This window comes from Pseudomonas sp. FYR_2, from assembly GCF_043106425.1.
GTDB lineage: Bacteria > Pseudomonadota > Gammaproteobacteria > Pseudomonadales > Pseudomonadaceae > Aquipseudomonas > Aquipseudomonas monteilii.
The window spans coordinates 44,078-61,416 of record NZ_JBICMM010000019.1 but is presented as its reverse complement, the minus strand read 5'-3'; the positions used below and the strand labels follow the sequence as shown (position 1 = coordinate 61,416).

The 17,339-nt window shown below is 61.9% G+C and carries 13 protein-coding genes; all 13 read right to left on the bottom strand.

The window, feature by feature from the left end; all coding sequences use genetic code 11:
- Positions 1–11: 11 nt before the first annotated feature.
- Positions 12–857, bottom strand: a complete 846-nt coding sequence (gene kdsA / locus ACF8R4_RS09640; protein ID WP_060497316.1) for a 3-deoxy-8-phosphooctulonate synthase — start codon at positions 855–857, stop codon at positions 12–14.
- A gap of 3 nt (positions 858–860) precedes the next feature.
- Positions 861–2,489: a CTP synthase gene (locus tag ACF8R4_RS09635; RefSeq protein ID WP_060497317.1), complete on the bottom strand. Its 1,629-nt coding sequence runs from the start codon at positions 2,487–2,489 to the stop codon at positions 861–863.
- 269 nt (positions 2,490–2,758) lie between these two features.
- Positions 2,759–4,042, bottom strand: coding sequence for a tRNA lysidine(34) synthetase TilS (tilS, locus tag ACF8R4_RS09630; protein ID WP_104834105.1), 1,284 nt, complete (start codon positions 4,040–4,042; stop codon positions 2,759–2,761).
- A gap of 140 nt (positions 4,043–4,182) precedes the next feature.
- The gene (locus ACF8R4_RS09625) at positions 4,183–5,130 is read right to left on the bottom strand and encodes an acetyl-CoA carboxylase carboxyltransferase subunit alpha (RefSeq protein ID WP_028698702.1); all 948 of its coding nucleotides are present in this window, start codon (positions 5,128–5,130) and stop codon (positions 4,183–4,185) included.
- 106 nt (positions 5,131–5,236) lie between these two features.
- The gene (gene dnaE, locus ACF8R4_RS09620) at positions 5,237–8,761 is read right to left on the bottom strand and encodes a DNA polymerase III subunit alpha (protein WP_104834104.1); all 3,525 of its coding nucleotides are present in this window, start codon (positions 8,759–8,761) and stop codon (positions 5,237–5,239) included.
- 89 nt (positions 8,762–8,850) lie between these two features.
- Positions 8,851–9,474, bottom strand: coding sequence for a ribonuclease HII (gene rnhB / locus ACF8R4_RS09615; RefSeq protein WP_060497320.1), 624 nt, complete (start codon positions 9,472–9,474; stop codon positions 8,851–8,853).
- Between the two features lies 1 nt (position 9,475).
- A complete protein-coding gene (lpxB, locus tag ACF8R4_RS09610) occupies positions 9,476–10,603 on the bottom strand; it encodes a lipid-A-disaccharide synthase (RefSeq protein ID WP_156867814.1) in 1,128 nt (375 codons plus the stop codon).
- A 1-nt stretch (position 10,604) separates the two neighbouring features.
- Positions 10,605–11,381 carry an acyl-ACP--UDP-N-acetylglucosamine O-acyltransferase gene (gene lpxA, locus ACF8R4_RS09605; protein ID WP_016712927.1) on the bottom strand — a complete coding sequence of 259 codons (777 nt, stop codon included), beginning with the start codon at positions 11,379–11,381 and terminating at the stop codon, positions 10,605–10,607.
- Positions 11,378–11,818, bottom strand: a complete 441-nt coding sequence (gene fabZ / locus ACF8R4_RS09600; RefSeq protein WP_003252314.1) for a 3-hydroxyacyl-ACP dehydratase FabZ — start codon at positions 11,816–11,818, stop codon at positions 11,378–11,380. The genes lpxA and fabZ overlap by 4 nt, the downstream gene beginning before the upstream one ends.
- A gap of 114 nt (positions 11,819–11,932) precedes the next feature.
- Complete coding sequence (lpxD, locus tag ACF8R4_RS09595; protein WP_060497322.1) at positions 11,933–12,988, bottom strand: UDP-3-O-(3-hydroxymyristoyl)glucosamine N-acyltransferase; 1,056 nt, start codon at positions 12,986–12,988, stop codon at positions 11,933–11,935.
- 1 nt (position 12,989) lies between these two features.
- Positions 12,990–13,493: an OmpH family outer membrane protein gene (locus ACF8R4_RS09590; RefSeq protein ID WP_003252311.1), complete on the bottom strand. Its 504-nt coding sequence runs from the start codon at positions 13,491–13,493 to the stop codon at positions 12,990–12,992.
- Positions 13,494–13,537: 44 nt separating this feature from the next.
- Positions 13,538–15,898: an outer membrane protein assembly factor BamA gene (gene bamA / locus ACF8R4_RS09585; RefSeq protein WP_060497323.1), complete on the bottom strand. Its 2,361-nt coding sequence runs from the start codon at positions 15,896–15,898 to the stop codon at positions 13,538–13,540.
- 73 nt (positions 15,899–15,971) lie between these two features.
- Positions 15,972–17,324 carry an RIP metalloprotease RseP gene (rseP, locus tag ACF8R4_RS09580; protein WP_223623133.1) on the bottom strand — a complete coding sequence of 451 codons (1,353 nt, stop codon included), beginning with the start codon at positions 17,322–17,324 and terminating at the stop codon, positions 15,972–15,974.
- Positions 17,325–17,339: the final 15 nt, after the last annotated feature.

Here is a 17,339-nt window from a genome sequence, read left to right as displayed (position 1 = left end):
AGAAATGAGCTTTACGCGGTTTCTACCGTCGGAAAACTTTTCACCAGGTCGTCCAGTTGCTTGAGCTGGGCCAGGAATGGCTCCAGTTTGTCCAGGCGCAGGGCGCATGGGCCATCGCATTTGGCGTTGTCCGGGTCCGGGTGGGCTTCGAGGAACAGGCCGGCCAGGCCCTGGCTCATGCCCGCCTTGGCCAGGTCGGTGACCTGGGCGCGGCGGCCACCGGCGGAATCAGCGCGACCGCCCGGCGTCTGCAGGGCGTGGGTCACGTCGAAGAACACCGGGTACTCGAACTGCTTCATGATGCCGAAGCCGAGCATGTCCACCACCAGGTTGTTGTAGCCGAAGCTCGAACCGCGCTCACACAGGATGAGCTGGTCGTTACCGGCCTCGACGCACTTGGCGAGGATGTGCTTCATCTCGTGCGGCGCGAGGAACTGCGCCTTCTTGATGTTGATCACAGCGCCGGTCTTGGCCATCGCGACGACCAGGTCGGTCTGGCGCGAAAGGAAGGCTGGCAACTGGATGATGTCACACACCTTGGCCACCGGCTCGCACTGGTAGGGCTCGTGCACATCAGTGATCACCGGCACGTTGAAGGTGCGCTTGATCTCTTCGAAGATCTTCAGCCCTTCTTCCATGCCCGGGCCACGGTAAGACGTCACCGACGAACGGTTGGCCTTGTCGAAACTGGCCTTGAACACGTAGGGGATACCGAGCTTCTCGGTCACCCGCACGTACTCCTCGCAGACCTTCATTGCCAGGTCACGGGACTCCAGGACGTTCATGCCGCCGAACAGGACGAACGGCTTGTCGTTGGCGATCTCGATGTTACCGACGCGGATGATCTTCTGGGTCATTGATCAGGCCTTGTTCTTCTGAGCCAGGGCTGCCTTGACGAAACCACTGAACAGCGGGTGGCCGTCACGCGGGGTGGAGGTGAACTCCGGGTGGAACTGGCAGGCGACGAACCATGGGTGGTCCTTGGACTCGACCACTTCCACCAGCGCGCCGTCTTCGGAACGGCCAGAAACCACCAGGCCAGCGTCGACCAGTTGCGGCAGCAGGTTGTTGTTCACTTCGTAGCGGTGGCGATGACGCTCGGTGATCACGTCCTTGCCGTAGCAGTCGTGCACCTTGGAACCGGCAGCCAGCTGGCAGTCCTGTGCGCCCAGGCGCATGGTGCCGCCCAGGTCGGAAGCCTCGTTGCGGGTTTCGACGGCACCGGTGGCATCGGCCCACTCGGTGATCAGGCCGACCACAGGGTGGCCGCTGTTGCGGTCGAACTCGGTGGAGTTGGCGTCTTTCCAGCCCATGACGTTACGGGCGAATTCGATCACGGCCACCTGCATGCCCAGGCAGATACCCAGGTACGGCACCTTGTTTTCACGGGCGTATTGCACCGCAGTGATCTTGCCTTCCACGCCGCGCAGGCCGAAACCGCCCGGCACCAGAATGGCATCGGCGCCTTCGAGCAGGCTGGTGCCCTGGTTCTCGATGTCTTCCGAATCGATGTAGCGCAGGTTGACCTTGGTACGGTTGGTGATGCCGGCGTGGCTCATCGCTTCGATCAGCGACTTGTACGCGTCCAGCAGCTCCATGTACTTGCCGACCATAGCGATGGTCACTTCCTGCTCAGGGTTGAGCTTGGCATCGACCACCTTGTCCCACTCGGACAGGTCGGCGCCATTGCACTGCAGGCCGAAACGCTCGACGACGAAGTCGTCCAGGCCCTGTGCGTGCAGTACGCCCGGGATCTTGTAGATGGTGTCGACGTCTTCCAGCGAAATCACCGCACGCTCTTCAACGTTGGTGAACAGCGCGATCTTGCGACGCGACGAGGCATCGACCGGGTGGTCGGAGCGGCAGATCAGCACGTCAGGCTGCAGGCCGATGGAGCGCAGCTCCTTGACCGAGTGCTGGGTCGGCTTGGTCTTGGTTTCGCCAGCGGTGGCGATGTACGGGACCAGGGTCAGGTGCATCAGCATGGCGCGCTTGGAGCCCACTTCGACGCGCAGCTGGCGGATGGCCTCGAGGAACGGCTGCGACTCGATGTCACCCACGGTACCGCCGATTTCCACCAGGGCCACGTCGGCATCGCCGGCACCCTTGATGATGCGACGTTTGATCTCGTCGGTGATGTGCGGGATGACCTGGATGGTCGCGCCCAGGTAATCACCACGACGCTCTTTACGCAGCACGTGCTCGTAGATGCGGCCGGTGGTGAAGTTGTTGTTCTGGGTCATGGTGGTGCGGATGAACCGCTCGTAGTGACCCAGGTCGAGGTCGGTCTCGGCGCCATCGTGGGTGACGAACACTTCACCGTGCTGGAACGGGCTCATGGTGCCCGGATCGACGTTGATGTACGGATCCAGCTTGAGCATGGTGACCTTCAGGCCCCGCGCTTCCAGGATGGCCGCCAGGGAAGCCGAGGCAATGCCTTTCCCCAATGAAGAAACAACACCGCCCGTGACGAATATGTAGCGCGTCATGAAAAACCCTAGAAGTCTGCGTTAAAGCGGCCAGCGCCGCCGGAGAAAGCGAAGGAAGGCCGAAGCCCCCGATCACCTGCGTCAATCACAGTGCATCTCGAAAAACTGCCGCGTCTGTACAGACCAGGGGTATCCCCGGCATGGAGCTCGCTCGTCATTTCCAGAATCAGCCCAGCAAAAAACTGCTTGGTAATCGGCAACTCCTGTGTTTTCGCGGAACCCACAGAAGCTGTATCAAGAAGGGAGGGTAGTCTACCCGAATGTACCCTTCAGCTCAAACCTTGCGCGTTCGTCGGTAACTGCCAGTGCAGCTGGCAATCCGCCTGCACCAACCCCGGTAGGTTGGCCACCGCCAGCAAACACTCGCCCTGATACAGCAGCGGCAGGCGTGAGCGCAGGAAATGCGGCACCTGCAACTCGTTGAGCAGGCGCTTGAGGTCGCGCCGCCCACGGCCGGGGATGTCCAGCATTTCGCCGCCCTGGCGGTAGGCGATGCGCAGGTCTGCGAGCGGCTGTGCGACCGCAAGACGCACGCTGCCGTTACCTGGCAGCAACAGCGGCACGGTGGGGTTCCCCCATACCAACTCGCCGACGGGCAGCTGTAGCCAGTCACCACTCAGCCACCAGATGCGCCCATGGCTGCGCAGCAGGTGCCCGTCGGCGAGCCGCCAGACCGGCTGCGCATCCCCGGCAGCATCACGCAGGTCCGCCCAGCCGGCCCAGTGGCGGGTGTCTGGCAAACGGGTGCGAAGGCTCAGCCAATACTGCAGGGCATTGCGCTGACGGGCGGGCGACAACGCGACCAGAGATGCCAGATCGAGCGAGTCCAACCCGGCCCAGGCCTTCGGCGCCCCCCTTTCTGCGCACGCAAGGTCACCTTGGGCGAGCTCGTCCAGCAGCCCCAAGGCTTCGCCCAGGTGCTCTGCGGCGCGGGCGAGGTTCTGGGTGGTTTGCGGCCAACGTTGCTGCAAATGCGGAAGCACCTCGCCACGCAGGAAGTTGCGGGCGAAATGTGTGTCGGCGTTTGACGGGTCTTCGATCCAGGCTAGCCCCTTCATTCGGGCATAGGCTTGCAGCTGCTGCCGAGCACAAGCCAGCAAAGGCCTGACCAGACTGCCCTGCCCTAGCGCCCGCTGCATCGGCATTGCAGCCAGGCCACGCAGACCGGCGCCGCGCAACAGACGAAACAGCAGGGTTTCGGCCTGGTCGTCACGGTGCTGGCCGGTGAACAGGATGTCGCCGGGGCTCAGGGCTTGTTTGAACGCGGCATAGCGGGCGTCGCGAGCGGCCTGTTCGAGGCTGGCGCCGGGGGCGACCTGGACGTGGATGACCTGGAGTTCAATGCCGAGATTGTCGCAGATGGCTTGGCAGTGTGCGGGCCAGGCGTCGGCGGCGGTTTGCAGACCGTGATGGATGTGGATCGCACGCAGCGGGGGGGATGTGTGATGGCGAGCGTAGTCGGCCAGCAGGTGCAGGAGGACGGTGGAATCGAGGCCGCCTGAAAAGGCGATGTACCAGGCTGGGGCGTTGAGCCAAGGGGTGAGGTTGATCATCGAACCCGCACTCCATTCAAGAATGCATTCGCGGGCAAGGCCGCTCCCACAAGTTGCTCGCTCAGTGCAGAAGAGCGCTGTCCCTGTGGGAGCGGGCTTGCCCGCGAACACCGGCGAAGCCGGTGCCATTCATCTCGCTATCAGAGGCCGTAGCTCATCAGGCGCTCGTAACGACGGGCCAGCAGCGCGTCGTTGTCGAACTTGCTGAGCATGTCCAGCTGCTGCACCAGGTCGGCGCGGATGCTTTCCGACATCTTGGCCGGGTCGCGGTGGGCGCCGCCCAGCGGTTCCTGGATCACCTTGTCAACGATGTTCAGGCTCTTCAGGCGCTCGGCAGTGATGCCCATGGCCTCGGCCGCATCAGCTGCCTTGTCGGCAGTCTTCCACAGGATCGAAGCGCAACCTTCCGGCGAGATCACCGAGTAGGTGGAATATTGCAGCATGTTGAGCTGGTCACACACACCGATGGCCAATGCACCGCCAGAACCACCCTCGCCAATTACGGTCGCGATGATCGGGGTTTTCAGGCGAGCCATCACACGCAGGTTCCAGGCGATTGCCTCGCTCTGGTTGCGCTCTTCGGCGTCGATACCCGGGTAGGCACCCGGGGTGTCGATGAAGGTCAGGATCGGCATCTTGAAGCGCTCGGCCATTTCCATCAGGCGGCAAGCCTTGCGGTAGCCTTCCGGGCGCGGCATGCCGAAGTTGCGGCGCACCTTCTCACGCACTTCACGGCCCTTCTGATGGCCGATGACCATGACCGGCTTGCCGTCCAGGCGTGCGGTACCCCCCACAATGGCGGCGTCGTCGGAGAAGTGGCGGTCACCGTGCAGCTCTTCGAACTCGGTGAAGATGTGTTCCAGGTAGTCCAGGGTGTAAGGACGACGCGGATGACGGGCCAGACGGGCGATCTGCCAGCTGGTCAGGTTGCCGAAGATGCTTTCGGTCAGGGTGCTGCTCTTGTCTTGCAGACGGGCAATTTCATCGCTGATGTTCAGCGAGTTGTCGTTGCCTACCAGGCGCAGGCCTTCGATCTTGGCTTGCAGGTCGGCAATCGGCTGTTCGAAATCGAGAAAATTCGGGTTCATAGTCATCCGTCTTGGGTCTACGGCCAGGCGGCCGGCCGGTTGATCCGTTTGGCGCCCTACCTTAAGGGATCAGGCGCATTCAGGTCGAGATTAAATTTTTTTCGGTTCAACGATATTGCAGGAAGACGTTCTCACGTCCGAACTGGTCACGCAGCGCCTGAATCAGCCCGTCGGCCGGGTCGATTGCCCACTGGTCGCCGAACTGCAGCATGGCCTTGGCATCACTGCCGGTGTATTCCAGGGTAATCGGGCAGGCACCGCGATGGCGGGTAATCAGTTCGCCCAGCCACTTCAGGCGGTCGCCCTTCAATGCGTCGTGCGCCACCTTCAGGCGCAAGCTTTCGGCCAGCTTGGTGCGCGCATCTTCCATGGTCATCACCTGCTTGACCCGCAGGCGCAGGCCACCGGAGAAGTCGTCGTTGCTGACCTCACCCTCCACCACCACCATGGCATCGTTCTGCAGCAAGGACTGTGCCGCCATGAACGCATCGGCGAACAACGATGCCTCGATGCGCCCGGAGCGGTCATCCAGCGTGACAAAGCCCATCTTGTCGCCCTTCTTGTTCTTCATCACCCGCAGCGCAATGATCATGCCGGCGATCGTCTGGGTTTCACGCGACGGCTTCAGGTCGACGATGCGCTGGCGGGCAAAGCGGCGGATTTCGGCCTCGTACTCGTCGATCGGGTGGCCGGTGAGGTACAGGCCGAGGGTGTCCTTCTCCCCCTTCAGGCGCTCCTTGAGGGTGAGTTCACGCACCTTGCGGTGGTTGGCATAAACATCGACATCCGCCGCGTCGAACATGCTGCCGAACAGGTCGACATGGCCGCTGTCAGCGGTATGGGCTGCCTGCTCGGCAGCCTTGATGGCCTCACCCAACGCAGAGATCAAGGTTGCACGGTTGATGTCGATGTTGGCGTGATAGGCCTTGATCTCGTCATGGAAATGCGGCCCCAGGCGGTCCAGCGCGCCACTTCGGATCAACGCATCCAGGGTACGCTTGTTGACCCGCTTGAGGTCGATACGTTCACAGAAGTCGAACAGGTCCTTGAACGGGCCGCCCTGGGCACGGGCCTCTACAATTGCCTCCACCGGGCCTTCACCCACGCCCTTGATGGCACCCAGGCCATAGACGATGCGGCCGTCGTTGTTGACGGTGAACTTGAAGTCGGAGAAGTTCACATCCGGCGCGTCGAGGCGCAGCTTCATGCTGCGCACTTCCTCGACCAGCACCACCACCTTGTCGGTGTTGTGCATGTCCGCCGACAGTACCGCAGCCATGAACGGCGCCGGGTAGTGGGTTTTCAGCCAGGCGGTCTGGTACGACACCAGGCCATAAGCCGCGGAGTGGGATTTGTTGAACCCGTAACCGGCGAACTTCTCGACCAGGTCGAAGATGTTACCGGCAAGGTCCGCATCGATATTGTTGGCCACGCAGCCTTCGATGAAACCACCGCGCTGCTTGGCCATTTCCTCGGGTTTTTTCTTACCCATCGCCCGGCGCAGCATGTCGGCGCCGCCCAGGGTATAGCCCGCCATCACCTGGGCAATCTGCATCACCTGTTCCTGATACAGGATGATGCCGTAGGTCGGTGCCAGTACCGGCTTGAGGCCTTCATACTGGTAGTCGGAGTGCGGGTAAGCCAGCTCGGCGCGGCCGTGCTTGCGGTTGATGAAGTCGTCCACCATGCCCGATTGCAGCGGGCCCGGGCGGAACAGTGCCACCAGTGCGATCAGGTCTTCCAGGCAGTCGGGCTTGAGCTTCTTGATCAGCTCCTTCATGCCGCGCGATTCGAGCTGGAACACCGCCGTGGTCTCGGCTTTTTGCAGCAACTCGTACGTCTTGCGGTCGTCCAGCGGGATGAAGTCGATGTTGAGATCCGGCAGGTTCTTCTTGGCCTGCTCGCGGTTGATGATCTCCATCGCCCACTTAATGATGGTGAGCGTACGCAGGCCGAGGAAGTCGAACTTCACCAGGCCCGCAGCCTCGACGTCATCCTTGTCGAACTGGGTTACCAACCCACCGCCCTCTTCGTCACAGGCGATCGGCGAAAAGTCGGTGAGCTTGGTCGGCGCGATAACCACACCACCGGCGTGCTTGCCGGTACCCCGGGTCACACCTTCCAGCTTCAGGGCCATGTCCCAGATTTCGCGGGCGTCTTCGTCGCCTTTGAGGAAGTCGCGCAGGATCTCTTCCTGCTCGTAGGCCTTCTCCAGGGTCATGCCCACTTCGAACGGGATCATCTTCGACAGGCGGTCGGCCAGGCCGTAGGACTTGCCCTGCACCCGCGCCACGTCACGCACCACTGCCTTGGCGGCCATGGTACCGAAGGTGATGATCTGGCTCACCGCGTTGCGGCCGTAAGCCTCGGCCACGTAGTCGATCACCCGGTCACGGCCGTCCATGCAGAAGTCGACGTCGAAGTCGGGCATGGAAATACGTTCAGGGTTAAGGAAGCGCTCGAACAGCAGGTCGTAGGCCAGCGGGTCGAGGTCAGTGATCTTGAGTACGTAGGCCACCAACGAGCCAGCACCCGAACCACGGCCCGGGCCTACCGGCACGTCGTTGTTCTTGGCCCACTTGATGAAGTCCATAACGATCAGGAAGTAGCCGGGGAAGCCCATCTGGATGATGATGTCCAGCTCGAACTTCAGGCGGTCCAGGTACACCTGGCGCTTTTCTTCGTAATTGGGCGTGGTCTCTTTCGGCCACAGCACCGCCAGGCGCTCTTCCAGGCCTTCGTGGGACACATGCCGCAAGTAATCGTCGATACCCATGCCATTGGGCGTGGGGAAATCGGGCAGGAAGTACTTGCCCAGCTGAACCTGGATATTGCAGCGCTTGGCGATTTCGACCGTGTTGGCGATGGCATCAGGCAGGTCGCTGAACAGCTCGGCCATTTCCTCGGCCGACTTCAGGTACTGCTGATCGCTGTAGCTACGCGGGCGGCGCGGGTCGTCGAGGGTCCAGCCCTCGCCAATGCACACGCGGGTTTCGTGGGCATCGAAGTCGGCTTGCTTGAGGAAGCGCACGTCGTTGGTGGCCACCAGCGGGGCGCCGAGCTTGTCTGCCAGCGCTACCGCAGCGTGCACGTACTCTTCGTCACGGGCGCGGTTGGTGCGCTGCACTTCAACGTAGAAGCGATCGGGGAACATGCCCATCCAGTCTTGCAGCAGGGCCTGGGCTTCGTCGTCCCGGCCAGCCAGCAAGGCCATGCCGATGTCGCCTTCCTTGCCCGCAGACAGGGCAATCAGGCCTTCACTGACAGGGGCGATCCATTCACGCTGCAGGATGACCAGGCCATTGCGCTGGCCGTCGGTCCAGCCACGCGAGATCAATTCGGTGAGGTTGCGATAGCCCTTGGGGTCCATGGCCAGGAAGCAGATGCGCGACAGCGGCGCTTCCGGGTCGGCACCGGCCAGCCACAGGTCGGCGCCGCAGATCGGCTTGATGCCGGCGCCCATGGCGGTCTTATAGAACTTCACCAGCGAGCACATGTTGCTCTGGTCGGTGATCGCCACCGCCGGCATGTTCATCCCCGCCAGCGCCTTGGCCAGCGGTTTGACCCGCACCAGGCCGTCGACCAGCGAGAATTCGGAGTGGACGCGCAGGTGAACGAAGGGAACCGACATGGAAAATCCTGTAGCAGTGCTGAACGACAAGGGCGGGATTGTAGCTTAATTGCGAGAGGGTTTTTGGGCTGCGTCGCAGCCCCAACGGGTCAGATCAGGGAATCGATGACGCCTTCACGTGCGTCCCAGGCCGCCCGCACCGGGGCAAAGGAACGCCGATGAATGGGCGTAGGCCCCAATCGTGCGAGCGCCTCGAGGTGCACTGGGGTCGGGTAGCCCTTGTGCCCGCCAATGCCATAACCCGGGTAGATCAGCTCGAATGCACTCATCTCCCGGTCTCGTGTCACCTTGGCCAGGATCGAAGCCGCCGCGATCGCCGGCACCTGGCTATCGCCCTTGACCACCGGCGAGGCCGGTACGGCCAGCTTCGGGCAGCGGTTGCCATCGATCAGGGCCAGTTTCGGCGTGATGTGCAGGCCTTCCACCGCACGCTGCATGGCCAGCATCGTGGCCTGCAGGATGTTCAGGCGGTCGATTTCATCGACCTCGGCACGGGCGATACAGAAGCTCAGCGCCTTTTCACGGATTTCGTCGAACAACGCCTCGCGCTTGGCTTCGGTGAGCTTCTTCGAATCGTTCAGGCCCAGGATCGGGCGCGCAGGATCGAGGATCACCGCCGCCGTCACCACCGCGCCACACAGTGGGCCACGGCCCACTTCGTCAACGCCGGCGACCAGGTCCTCGACCAGGTTGAAGTCCAGTCCAATTTGCATGTCAGCGGTCCTTGAGCAGGGCCAGTACCGCCTCGGCCGCCTGATTGGAGGCGTCGCGGCGCAGGGTGCGGTGAATTTCGTCGAAACGCTCGGTCTGCCGACTGCCATCACGCACCAGCGGCGCAAGGGTATTGGCCAACGCTTCGCTGGTGGCGTCATCCTGCAGCAACTCGGGCACCAGCTCGCGCTGGGCCAGCAGGTTCGGCAATGAGACGTAGGGGCTTTTCACCAGGCGCTTGAGAATCCAGTAGGTCAAGGGCGCAAGGCGATAGGCCACCACCATAGGCCGCTTGAACAGCAACGCTTCGAGGGTGGCGGTGCCAGAGGCGATCAGTACGGCATCACAGGCCGCCAGGGCCTGATGCGACTGGCCATCCAGCAGCGTCAGCGGCAGCTGCCGCCCTTCGAGCATCTGCTCGACCTGGGCACGGCGCGCGGCATTGGCGCACGGCAGCACGAAGCGCACGCCCGGCACCTGTTGGCACAAGCGCTCTGCGGCATCAAGGAACAATACGCCCAGTCGCCCGACTTCCCCACCCCGGCTACCCGGCATCAGTGCCACTACCGGCCCCTCGCCCAAGCCCAACGCAGCGCGCGCAGCCGGGCGGTCGGCTTCAAGCGGTATGGTGTCGGCCAACGGGTGGCCAACAAAACGTACCGGCACGCCCTGCTCTTCATAGAACCGCGCCTCGAACGGCAACAGCGTCAGCATCAGGTCGCAGCCTTCGCGAATCTTCAGCACACGCTTCTGCCGCCACGCCCAGACCGACGGGCTGACGTAGTGCACGGTCTTGATCCCGGCCTGACGCAGTTTGAGCTCGATGTTAAGGGTGAAGTCAGGGGCGTCGATGCCGATGAATACATCCGGCTTTTCGGCGATCAGCGTCTGGATCAGCAGCTTGCGGCGCTTGAGCAACTCGCGCAGGCGCCCCAGCACTTCGACCAGGCCCATGACAGCCAGGCGCTCCATGGGGAAGTACGATTGCAGGCCTTCGGCTTCCATCAACGGGCCGCCAACGCCTATGAAACGCACATCCGGGTGGCGCGCCTTGAGGGCACGCATCAGGCCGGACCCCAGAATATCGCCGCTGGCCTCACCTGCGACCAAGGCTACGCAAAGCGGGGCCATGTCAGCGGGTGATGCCGCGGGCGGAGTTCACGATCGACTGGCGGAACAGTTCGACCTCAGGGTGTTGCGCGGCCATTTCCGCCAACTCCTTGAGCGCGTCTTCGACGGTCAGGCCCTGGCGGTAGACAATCTTGTAGCAACGGCGCAGCACATGGATCACCTCGTCGCTGAAACCGCGACGGCGCATGCCCTCGAAGTTCATGCTACGGGCTTCGGCCGGGCTGCCAAACACGGTAACAAAAGCCGGAACGTCCTTGCCAATCGCCGTACCCATGCCGGAAAACGCGTGGGCGCCGATATGGCAGTACTGGTGCACCAGGGTGTAGCCAGACAGGATCGCCCAGTCACCCACATGCACATGGCCGGCCAGGGCTGTGTTGTTGACCAGGATGCAGTGATTGCCAATGACGCTGTCGTGGCCGATGTGGGCATAGGCCATGATCAGGTTGTGGTCACCCACGGTGGTTTCGGCGCGGTCCTGAACGGTACCACGGTGAATGGTCACCCCTTCACGGATCACATTGTGGTCACCGATCACCAGGCGCGTCGGTTCACCCTTGTACTTGAGGTCCGGGGTGTCTTCACCGATCGAGGAAAACTGAAAGATACGGTTGTGCTTGCCGATGCGGGTCGGGCCTTTGAGCACAACATGCGGGCCGATAACGGTGCCCTCCCCGATTTCCACATCGGGGCCAACGATCGACCAAGGGCCGACCTCGACGCCATCGGCCAGTTTGGCCGACGGGTCGATAATGGCCCGAGGATCAATCGAATTCATAGGGAGCGTTCCGCGCAGGTGATCTCTGCCGAGCAAACCGGCTTGCCGTCGACCAGGGCACGGCACTCGAATTTCCAGATCATGCTCTTGCGGCTGAGGAACTTGGCTTCCAGCACCAACTGGTCACCCGGCAGTACCGGCTGACGGAAACGCAGCTTGTCGGAGCCGACGAAGTAGTACAGGGTGCCGTCGGCCGGCTTGGCATCGAGCATCTTGAAGCCAAGGATGCCGGCCGCCTGGGCCATGGCTTCGATGATCAGGACACCCGGCATGATCGGGTGCGCCGGGAAGTGGCCATTGAAGAACGGCTCGTTGATGCTGACATTCTTGTAGGCACGAATGCTCTGGGCCTCGAAGTCCAGATCCGTCACTCGGTCCACCAGCAGGAACGGGTAACGGTGAGGCAGGTATTCGCGAATCTCGTTGATGTCCATCATTTCGGGGGGGAAGCCTGTAATAAGAATAGGGAGCGCAGGTGCTGACCACACGCTCCTTTTGCAATCCAAAGAGGAGCCAGCTAGCGACTGTTCACTCTTGCTCAGGGAATGGTATCAGCCTTCTGATGTCGGCAGGCCACCTGAGGTCACGGTATCGACGCGTTTTTCCAGCTGCTGAAGACGCTTGGCCATGTCATCGAGCTGACGGATACGCGCAGCGCTCTTGCGCCAGTCAGCCAAAGGCTGCATGGCTGTGCCGGAAGAATAGGAACCGGGTTCAGTGATCGAACGGGTTACCATTGTCATCCCGGAAACAAATACGTTATCGCAAATATCAATGTGCCCTACCAGGCCTACGCCGCCGGCCAGCATGCAATGCTTGCCGATGCGCGTACTGCCGGAGATGCCCACGCAAGCCGCCATGGCCGTGTGGTCACCGATCTGCACGTTGTGGGCGATCTGGATCTGGTTGTCGAGCTTTACCCCGTCGCCGATCCGCGTGTCGGACAGCGCACCACGGTCGACGGCAGTGTTGACGCCGATTTCAACGTCATCACCAATGGTGACGCCGCCAATCTGGGCAATCTTGCGCCAGATGCCTTTCTCATTGGCAAAGCCGAAGCCTTCGCCGCCGATCACAGCACCTGACTGGATGACCACTCGCTTGCCGATGGTGACGTCGTGATACAACGTCACCCGCGGCGCCAGCCAGCCGCCTTCACCTACAACGCAACGCGCACCGATGAAGCAATGTGCGCCGATGCTGACATCAGCCCCGATGCGCGCACCGCTTTCGATAACCGCGAACGGCCCGATGCTGGCGCTGGCGTCCACCTGCGCGTCCTCAGCCACCACGGCGCTGGGATGGATTCCCGCCACAGCCTTGGGTTTGGGGTCGAACAAGTGGGAAATACGCGCATACGCCTGGTACGGGTCGGCCACGATCAGGGCATTGCCAGCGAAGCTTTCGGCATCCGCAGCCTTGAGCAATACCGCACCCGCCTGGCAGTTATCCAGGTACTTGCGGTACTGCGGGTTGGCGAGGAAGCTCAATTGACCGGGGCCTGCCTCCTGCAAGGTGGCCAGCCCGGTAATCTGCAACGCCTCGGGCCCCTTGAGGGTGGCACCGAGGGCCTCGGCCAGCTGGCCTAGCGTCATGGTCACACTCATATCAACGGGCTTGGTTCATGCGCTCGATGACCTGGCGGGTGATGTCGTACTGAGGCTTGACATCGATGACCGCACCACGCTCGAGGACCAGGTCGTAGCCGCCCTTCTTGATCACTTCCTCGACAGCACCATCCAGCTTTGGCTTCAGTTGCTTGAGCATGTCGCGATCGGCAACGGCTTTGGCTTCGTTCAGTTCCTTGGACTGGAACTGGAAGTCACGGGCCTTTTGCTTGAACTCGAGCTCCAGGCGCTCACGCTCCTGCTGCTGCATCTTGTCGCCGCCCTTGATCAGGCGGTCCTGGATGCCCTTGGCGCTGCTTTCCAGGCTTTTCAGCTTGGTCAGTTGCGGGCCGAACTTCTTTTCGGCATCAACTGCGTACTTCTTGGCAGCATCCGATTCCAGCAGGGCCATCTGATAGTTCAGCACGGCAACCTTCATTTCGGCGAAAGCCGGGGTGGCGACCAGCGCCGCGGCCACTACGGCCAGTTGAGCCAATTTACGCACGATGCACTCCTGGATAAACCGTTGTCATTAAGCAAGGGCCGACCTTAGAAGGTCTGGCCCAGAGAGAATTGGAACACCTGGGTATCGGCATCGTCCGGCTTCTTCACCGGCATTGCCAAGCTGAAGCTCAGCGGGCCCAGTGCGGTAATCCAGGTCACACCAAGACCAACCGAGCTGGCCATGCCCGAGAAACCGACTTTCTCGCAATCAGGCTTGTTGCCGCAATTGGTGTCGAACACGTTACCGACGTCCCAGAACACGGAGGTGCGCAGCGAACGCTGGTCCTTGACGAACGGCAGCGGGAACAGCAACTCGGCACCACCTTGCACCAGCACGTTACCACCGAACGGCAACGGATCCTGATCCGGGTCGCGGATGGTACCTGGCTTGCCACCGTCGGCCGCGCCGCGGCTCGGCGTACTGCGTGGGCCCAGGCTGCTGTCCTTGAAGCCACGGACGGAGTTGAAGCCACCCGCGAAGTAGTTCTCGTAGAACGGCAGGCCGGAGGTGCTGCCGTAACCGTCACCATAGCCCAGCTCGGTGTGCAGGCGCAGGGTGTAGTCGTTGGTGATCGGCTTGAAAAGCTGACCACGGTAGTCGAGCTTGAAGAACGACAGGTCGCTACCCGGAATGGTGGATTCCAGAGTCAGGCTTTGCGAGTGACCACGGGTAGCCAGCACACCTTTGTTCAAGGTCGACTCGGACCAGCCGATCGAGGCCTTGAAGTTCAGGAAGTTGTCGCCTTCCTGCTCGAGGAAATCGAAGATCTCGTCAACGGTGTACTTACCGGTCTTGATCTTGTCCTGCTGCACGCTCAGGCCATAGGTCAGGCGCGAGGTTTCGCTGATCGGGTAGCCCAGGCTAACGCCCGCGCCGTAGCTGTCCACCGCATAGCTGGCCACGTCGACATCGAGGTCGTCGTAGTTGGTGCTGCGGTAGAAGGCGTTGTAGCCCAGGCTGACGCCGTCGGCCGTGAAGTAGGGGTCCACGAAGCCGAAGTTGTAGCGGGTCTGGTATTCCGAACGGGTCAGGCCGACGGATACCTTGTTACCGGTACCGAGGAAGTTGCTCTGGCTGATCGAACCGCCGAGGATCAGGCCGGCGCTCTGGGCGAAACCGACACTGGCGGTGATCGAGCCCGAAGCTTGCTCTTCGACGCTGTAATTGACGTCGACCTGGTCGTCGGTGCCCGGGACCGGCGGGGTCTCTACGTTGACTTCCTTGAAGAAGCCCAGGCGCTCCAGACGAGTCTTGGACTGGTCGATCAGGTAGGTCGAGGCCCAGCCGCCTTCCATCTGGCGCATTTCGCGACGCAGCACTTCGTCTTCGGTCTTGGTGTTGCCGCGGTAGTTGATGCGGTTGACGTAGGCACGCTTGCCCGGGTCGACCACGAACATGATGTCGACCGTGTGGTCCTGGTCGTTCGGCTGAGGTACGCCGTTGACGTTGGCGAAGGTATAGCCTTCGTTACCCAGGCGGCGGGTGATCAGCTCGGACGTGGTAGTCATCACCTTGCGCGAGAACACCTGGCCCGGCTGCACCAGCAGCAGCGACTTGACCTGGTCTTCCGGCACTTTCAGGTCACCGGACAGCTTCACGTCGCGAACGGTGTACTTCTCGCCTTCGTTGATGTTGACGGTGATGTAGACGTGTTTCTTGTCTGGCGTGATGGACACCTGGGTGGAGGCGATGTCCATGTTGATGTAGCCGCGGTCCAGGTAGTAGGAGCGCAGACGCTCCAGGTCGCCGGACAATTTTTCGCGGGCGTACTTGTCGTCGTTCTTGAAGAACGACAGCCAGTTGGTGGTCTTCAGCTCGAACAACTGCCCCAGGGTTTCATCGTCGAACACGTTGTTGCCAACGATGTTGATGTGCTGGATGGCAGCGACGGTGCCTTCGTTGATCTTGATCTTCAGCGCGACGCGGTTGCGCGGTTGCGGCACCACTTCGGCGTCGACCTCGGCCGAGTAGCGGCCCTGGGCCACGTACTGGCGTTGCAGCTCGTTACGCACGCCTTCGAGGGTGGCACGCTGGAAGATCTCGCCTTCGGCCAGGCCCGATTGCTTCAGGCCCTTCATCAGGTCTTCGGTGCTGATTGCCTTGTTGCCTTCGATCTCGATGCTCGACACCGACGGGCGCTCGACCACGTTGATGATCAGCACATTGCCATCGCGGTTCAGCTGAATGTCCTGGAAGAACCCAGTCTTGAACAGGGAACGGGTCGAGTCCACCAGGCGGCGGTCGTCCGCCTGGTCGCCGACGTTCAGCGGCAGGGCACCGAACACACTGCCGGCGGAAACCCGCTGCAGGCCGTTGACGCGAATATCGGAGATGGTGAAGGACTCGGCGTGAACTTCAGCGATCATCAGTGCGGACATGACCGCAGTTAGCAGCAGACGTTTCATGAAGTCCTTTTATTCCAACTGGCAATAAACAACCCGCCGCTACAACACGGCAGGTTCGCAATTGAGCGAAGCTTTATAGTCGACCCAGATCGTTGATCAGGGCGAGCAACATCACCCCTATGACCAAACTGATACCGATCTGGACCCCCCAACCTTGCACCCGATCCGACAGCGGACGACCGCGCGCCCACTCGACCAGGTAAAACAGCAAATGCCCCCCATCCAGTACCGGAATGGGCAGCAGGTTAAGAACCCCCAGGCTTATGCTCAGGTAGGCCAGGAAATTCAGGAAATCCCCCACGCCGGACTGGGCCGAAGCGCCCGCCACTTTAGCAATGGTTATCGGTCCACTCAAGTTTTTTACCGAGAGCTCTCCGAACAGCATTTTCTTCAGCGACTCAAGGGTCAGGACGCTCATGTTCCAGGTGCGCGACAAGCCCTCACCCACCGCTTCCAGCGGGCCATAGCTGACTTCGCGGAGCATGCTGGCAGGCCATTCGCCACCTTTTACCCCGGCACCCAGATAGCCACCGACTGCTTTGCCCTCGCCTTTGCGGGCCAGGATCACCGGAACGTCCAGGGCCGCGCCATCACGCTCCACGCGCACGACTACTTTGGCATCCGGGCGCGCACGCACGCTGTCGACAACCTGTTGCCATTCGGTCACGGCCACGCCATCGACCGCCAGCAGTTTGTCACCGGATTTTAGGCCCGCAGCGGCAGCTGGCCCCTTCGGATCGATCTCGGCCAGTACGGGCACGATCGCCGGGCGCCAAGGGTGCAGACCAAGCGACTGGATCGGGTCCGGCTCGTCGGCGCCCTTGAGCCAGCTGTCCAGTTTGACCTGCAACTGGCGCTCGGCAGTGGCGCCTTCGTCGAGCACGCCAACCTGCAAAGTGCCGCTCTCACCCAGACGGCGAACCAGCTGCAGATTGACCGCCGACCAACCGTTGGTCGGCTTGCCGTCAATGGAGACGATTTCCTGACCTGCGGTCAGGCCAGCCGACGCAGCCAGGCTGTCACTGTCGACCGCACCGATCACCGGACGGACCTGCTGGGTACCCAGCATTGCCAGCACCCAGAAGAACAGGATGGCCAGCAGGAAGTTGGCAATCGGGCCTGCCGCGACGATCGCGATACGCTGGCGAACCGACTTGCGGTTGAACGACTGCCCGGCCAGCGCAGGCGGCACATCGCCCTCGCGCTCGTCGAGCATCTTGACGTAGCCACCCAGCGGAATCGCCGCGACTACGAACTCGGTCCCGTGGCGGTCATGCCAGCGCAGCAACGGCGTGCCGAAGCCCACCGAGAAGCGCAGCACCTTGACGCCGCAGCGGCGCGCCACCCAAAAGTGGCCGAATTCGTGGAAGGTGACCAGCACACCCAAGGCCACGAGGGTGCCGATAATCATGTAGAGCGCTGTCATGTCCATCTCCGAATG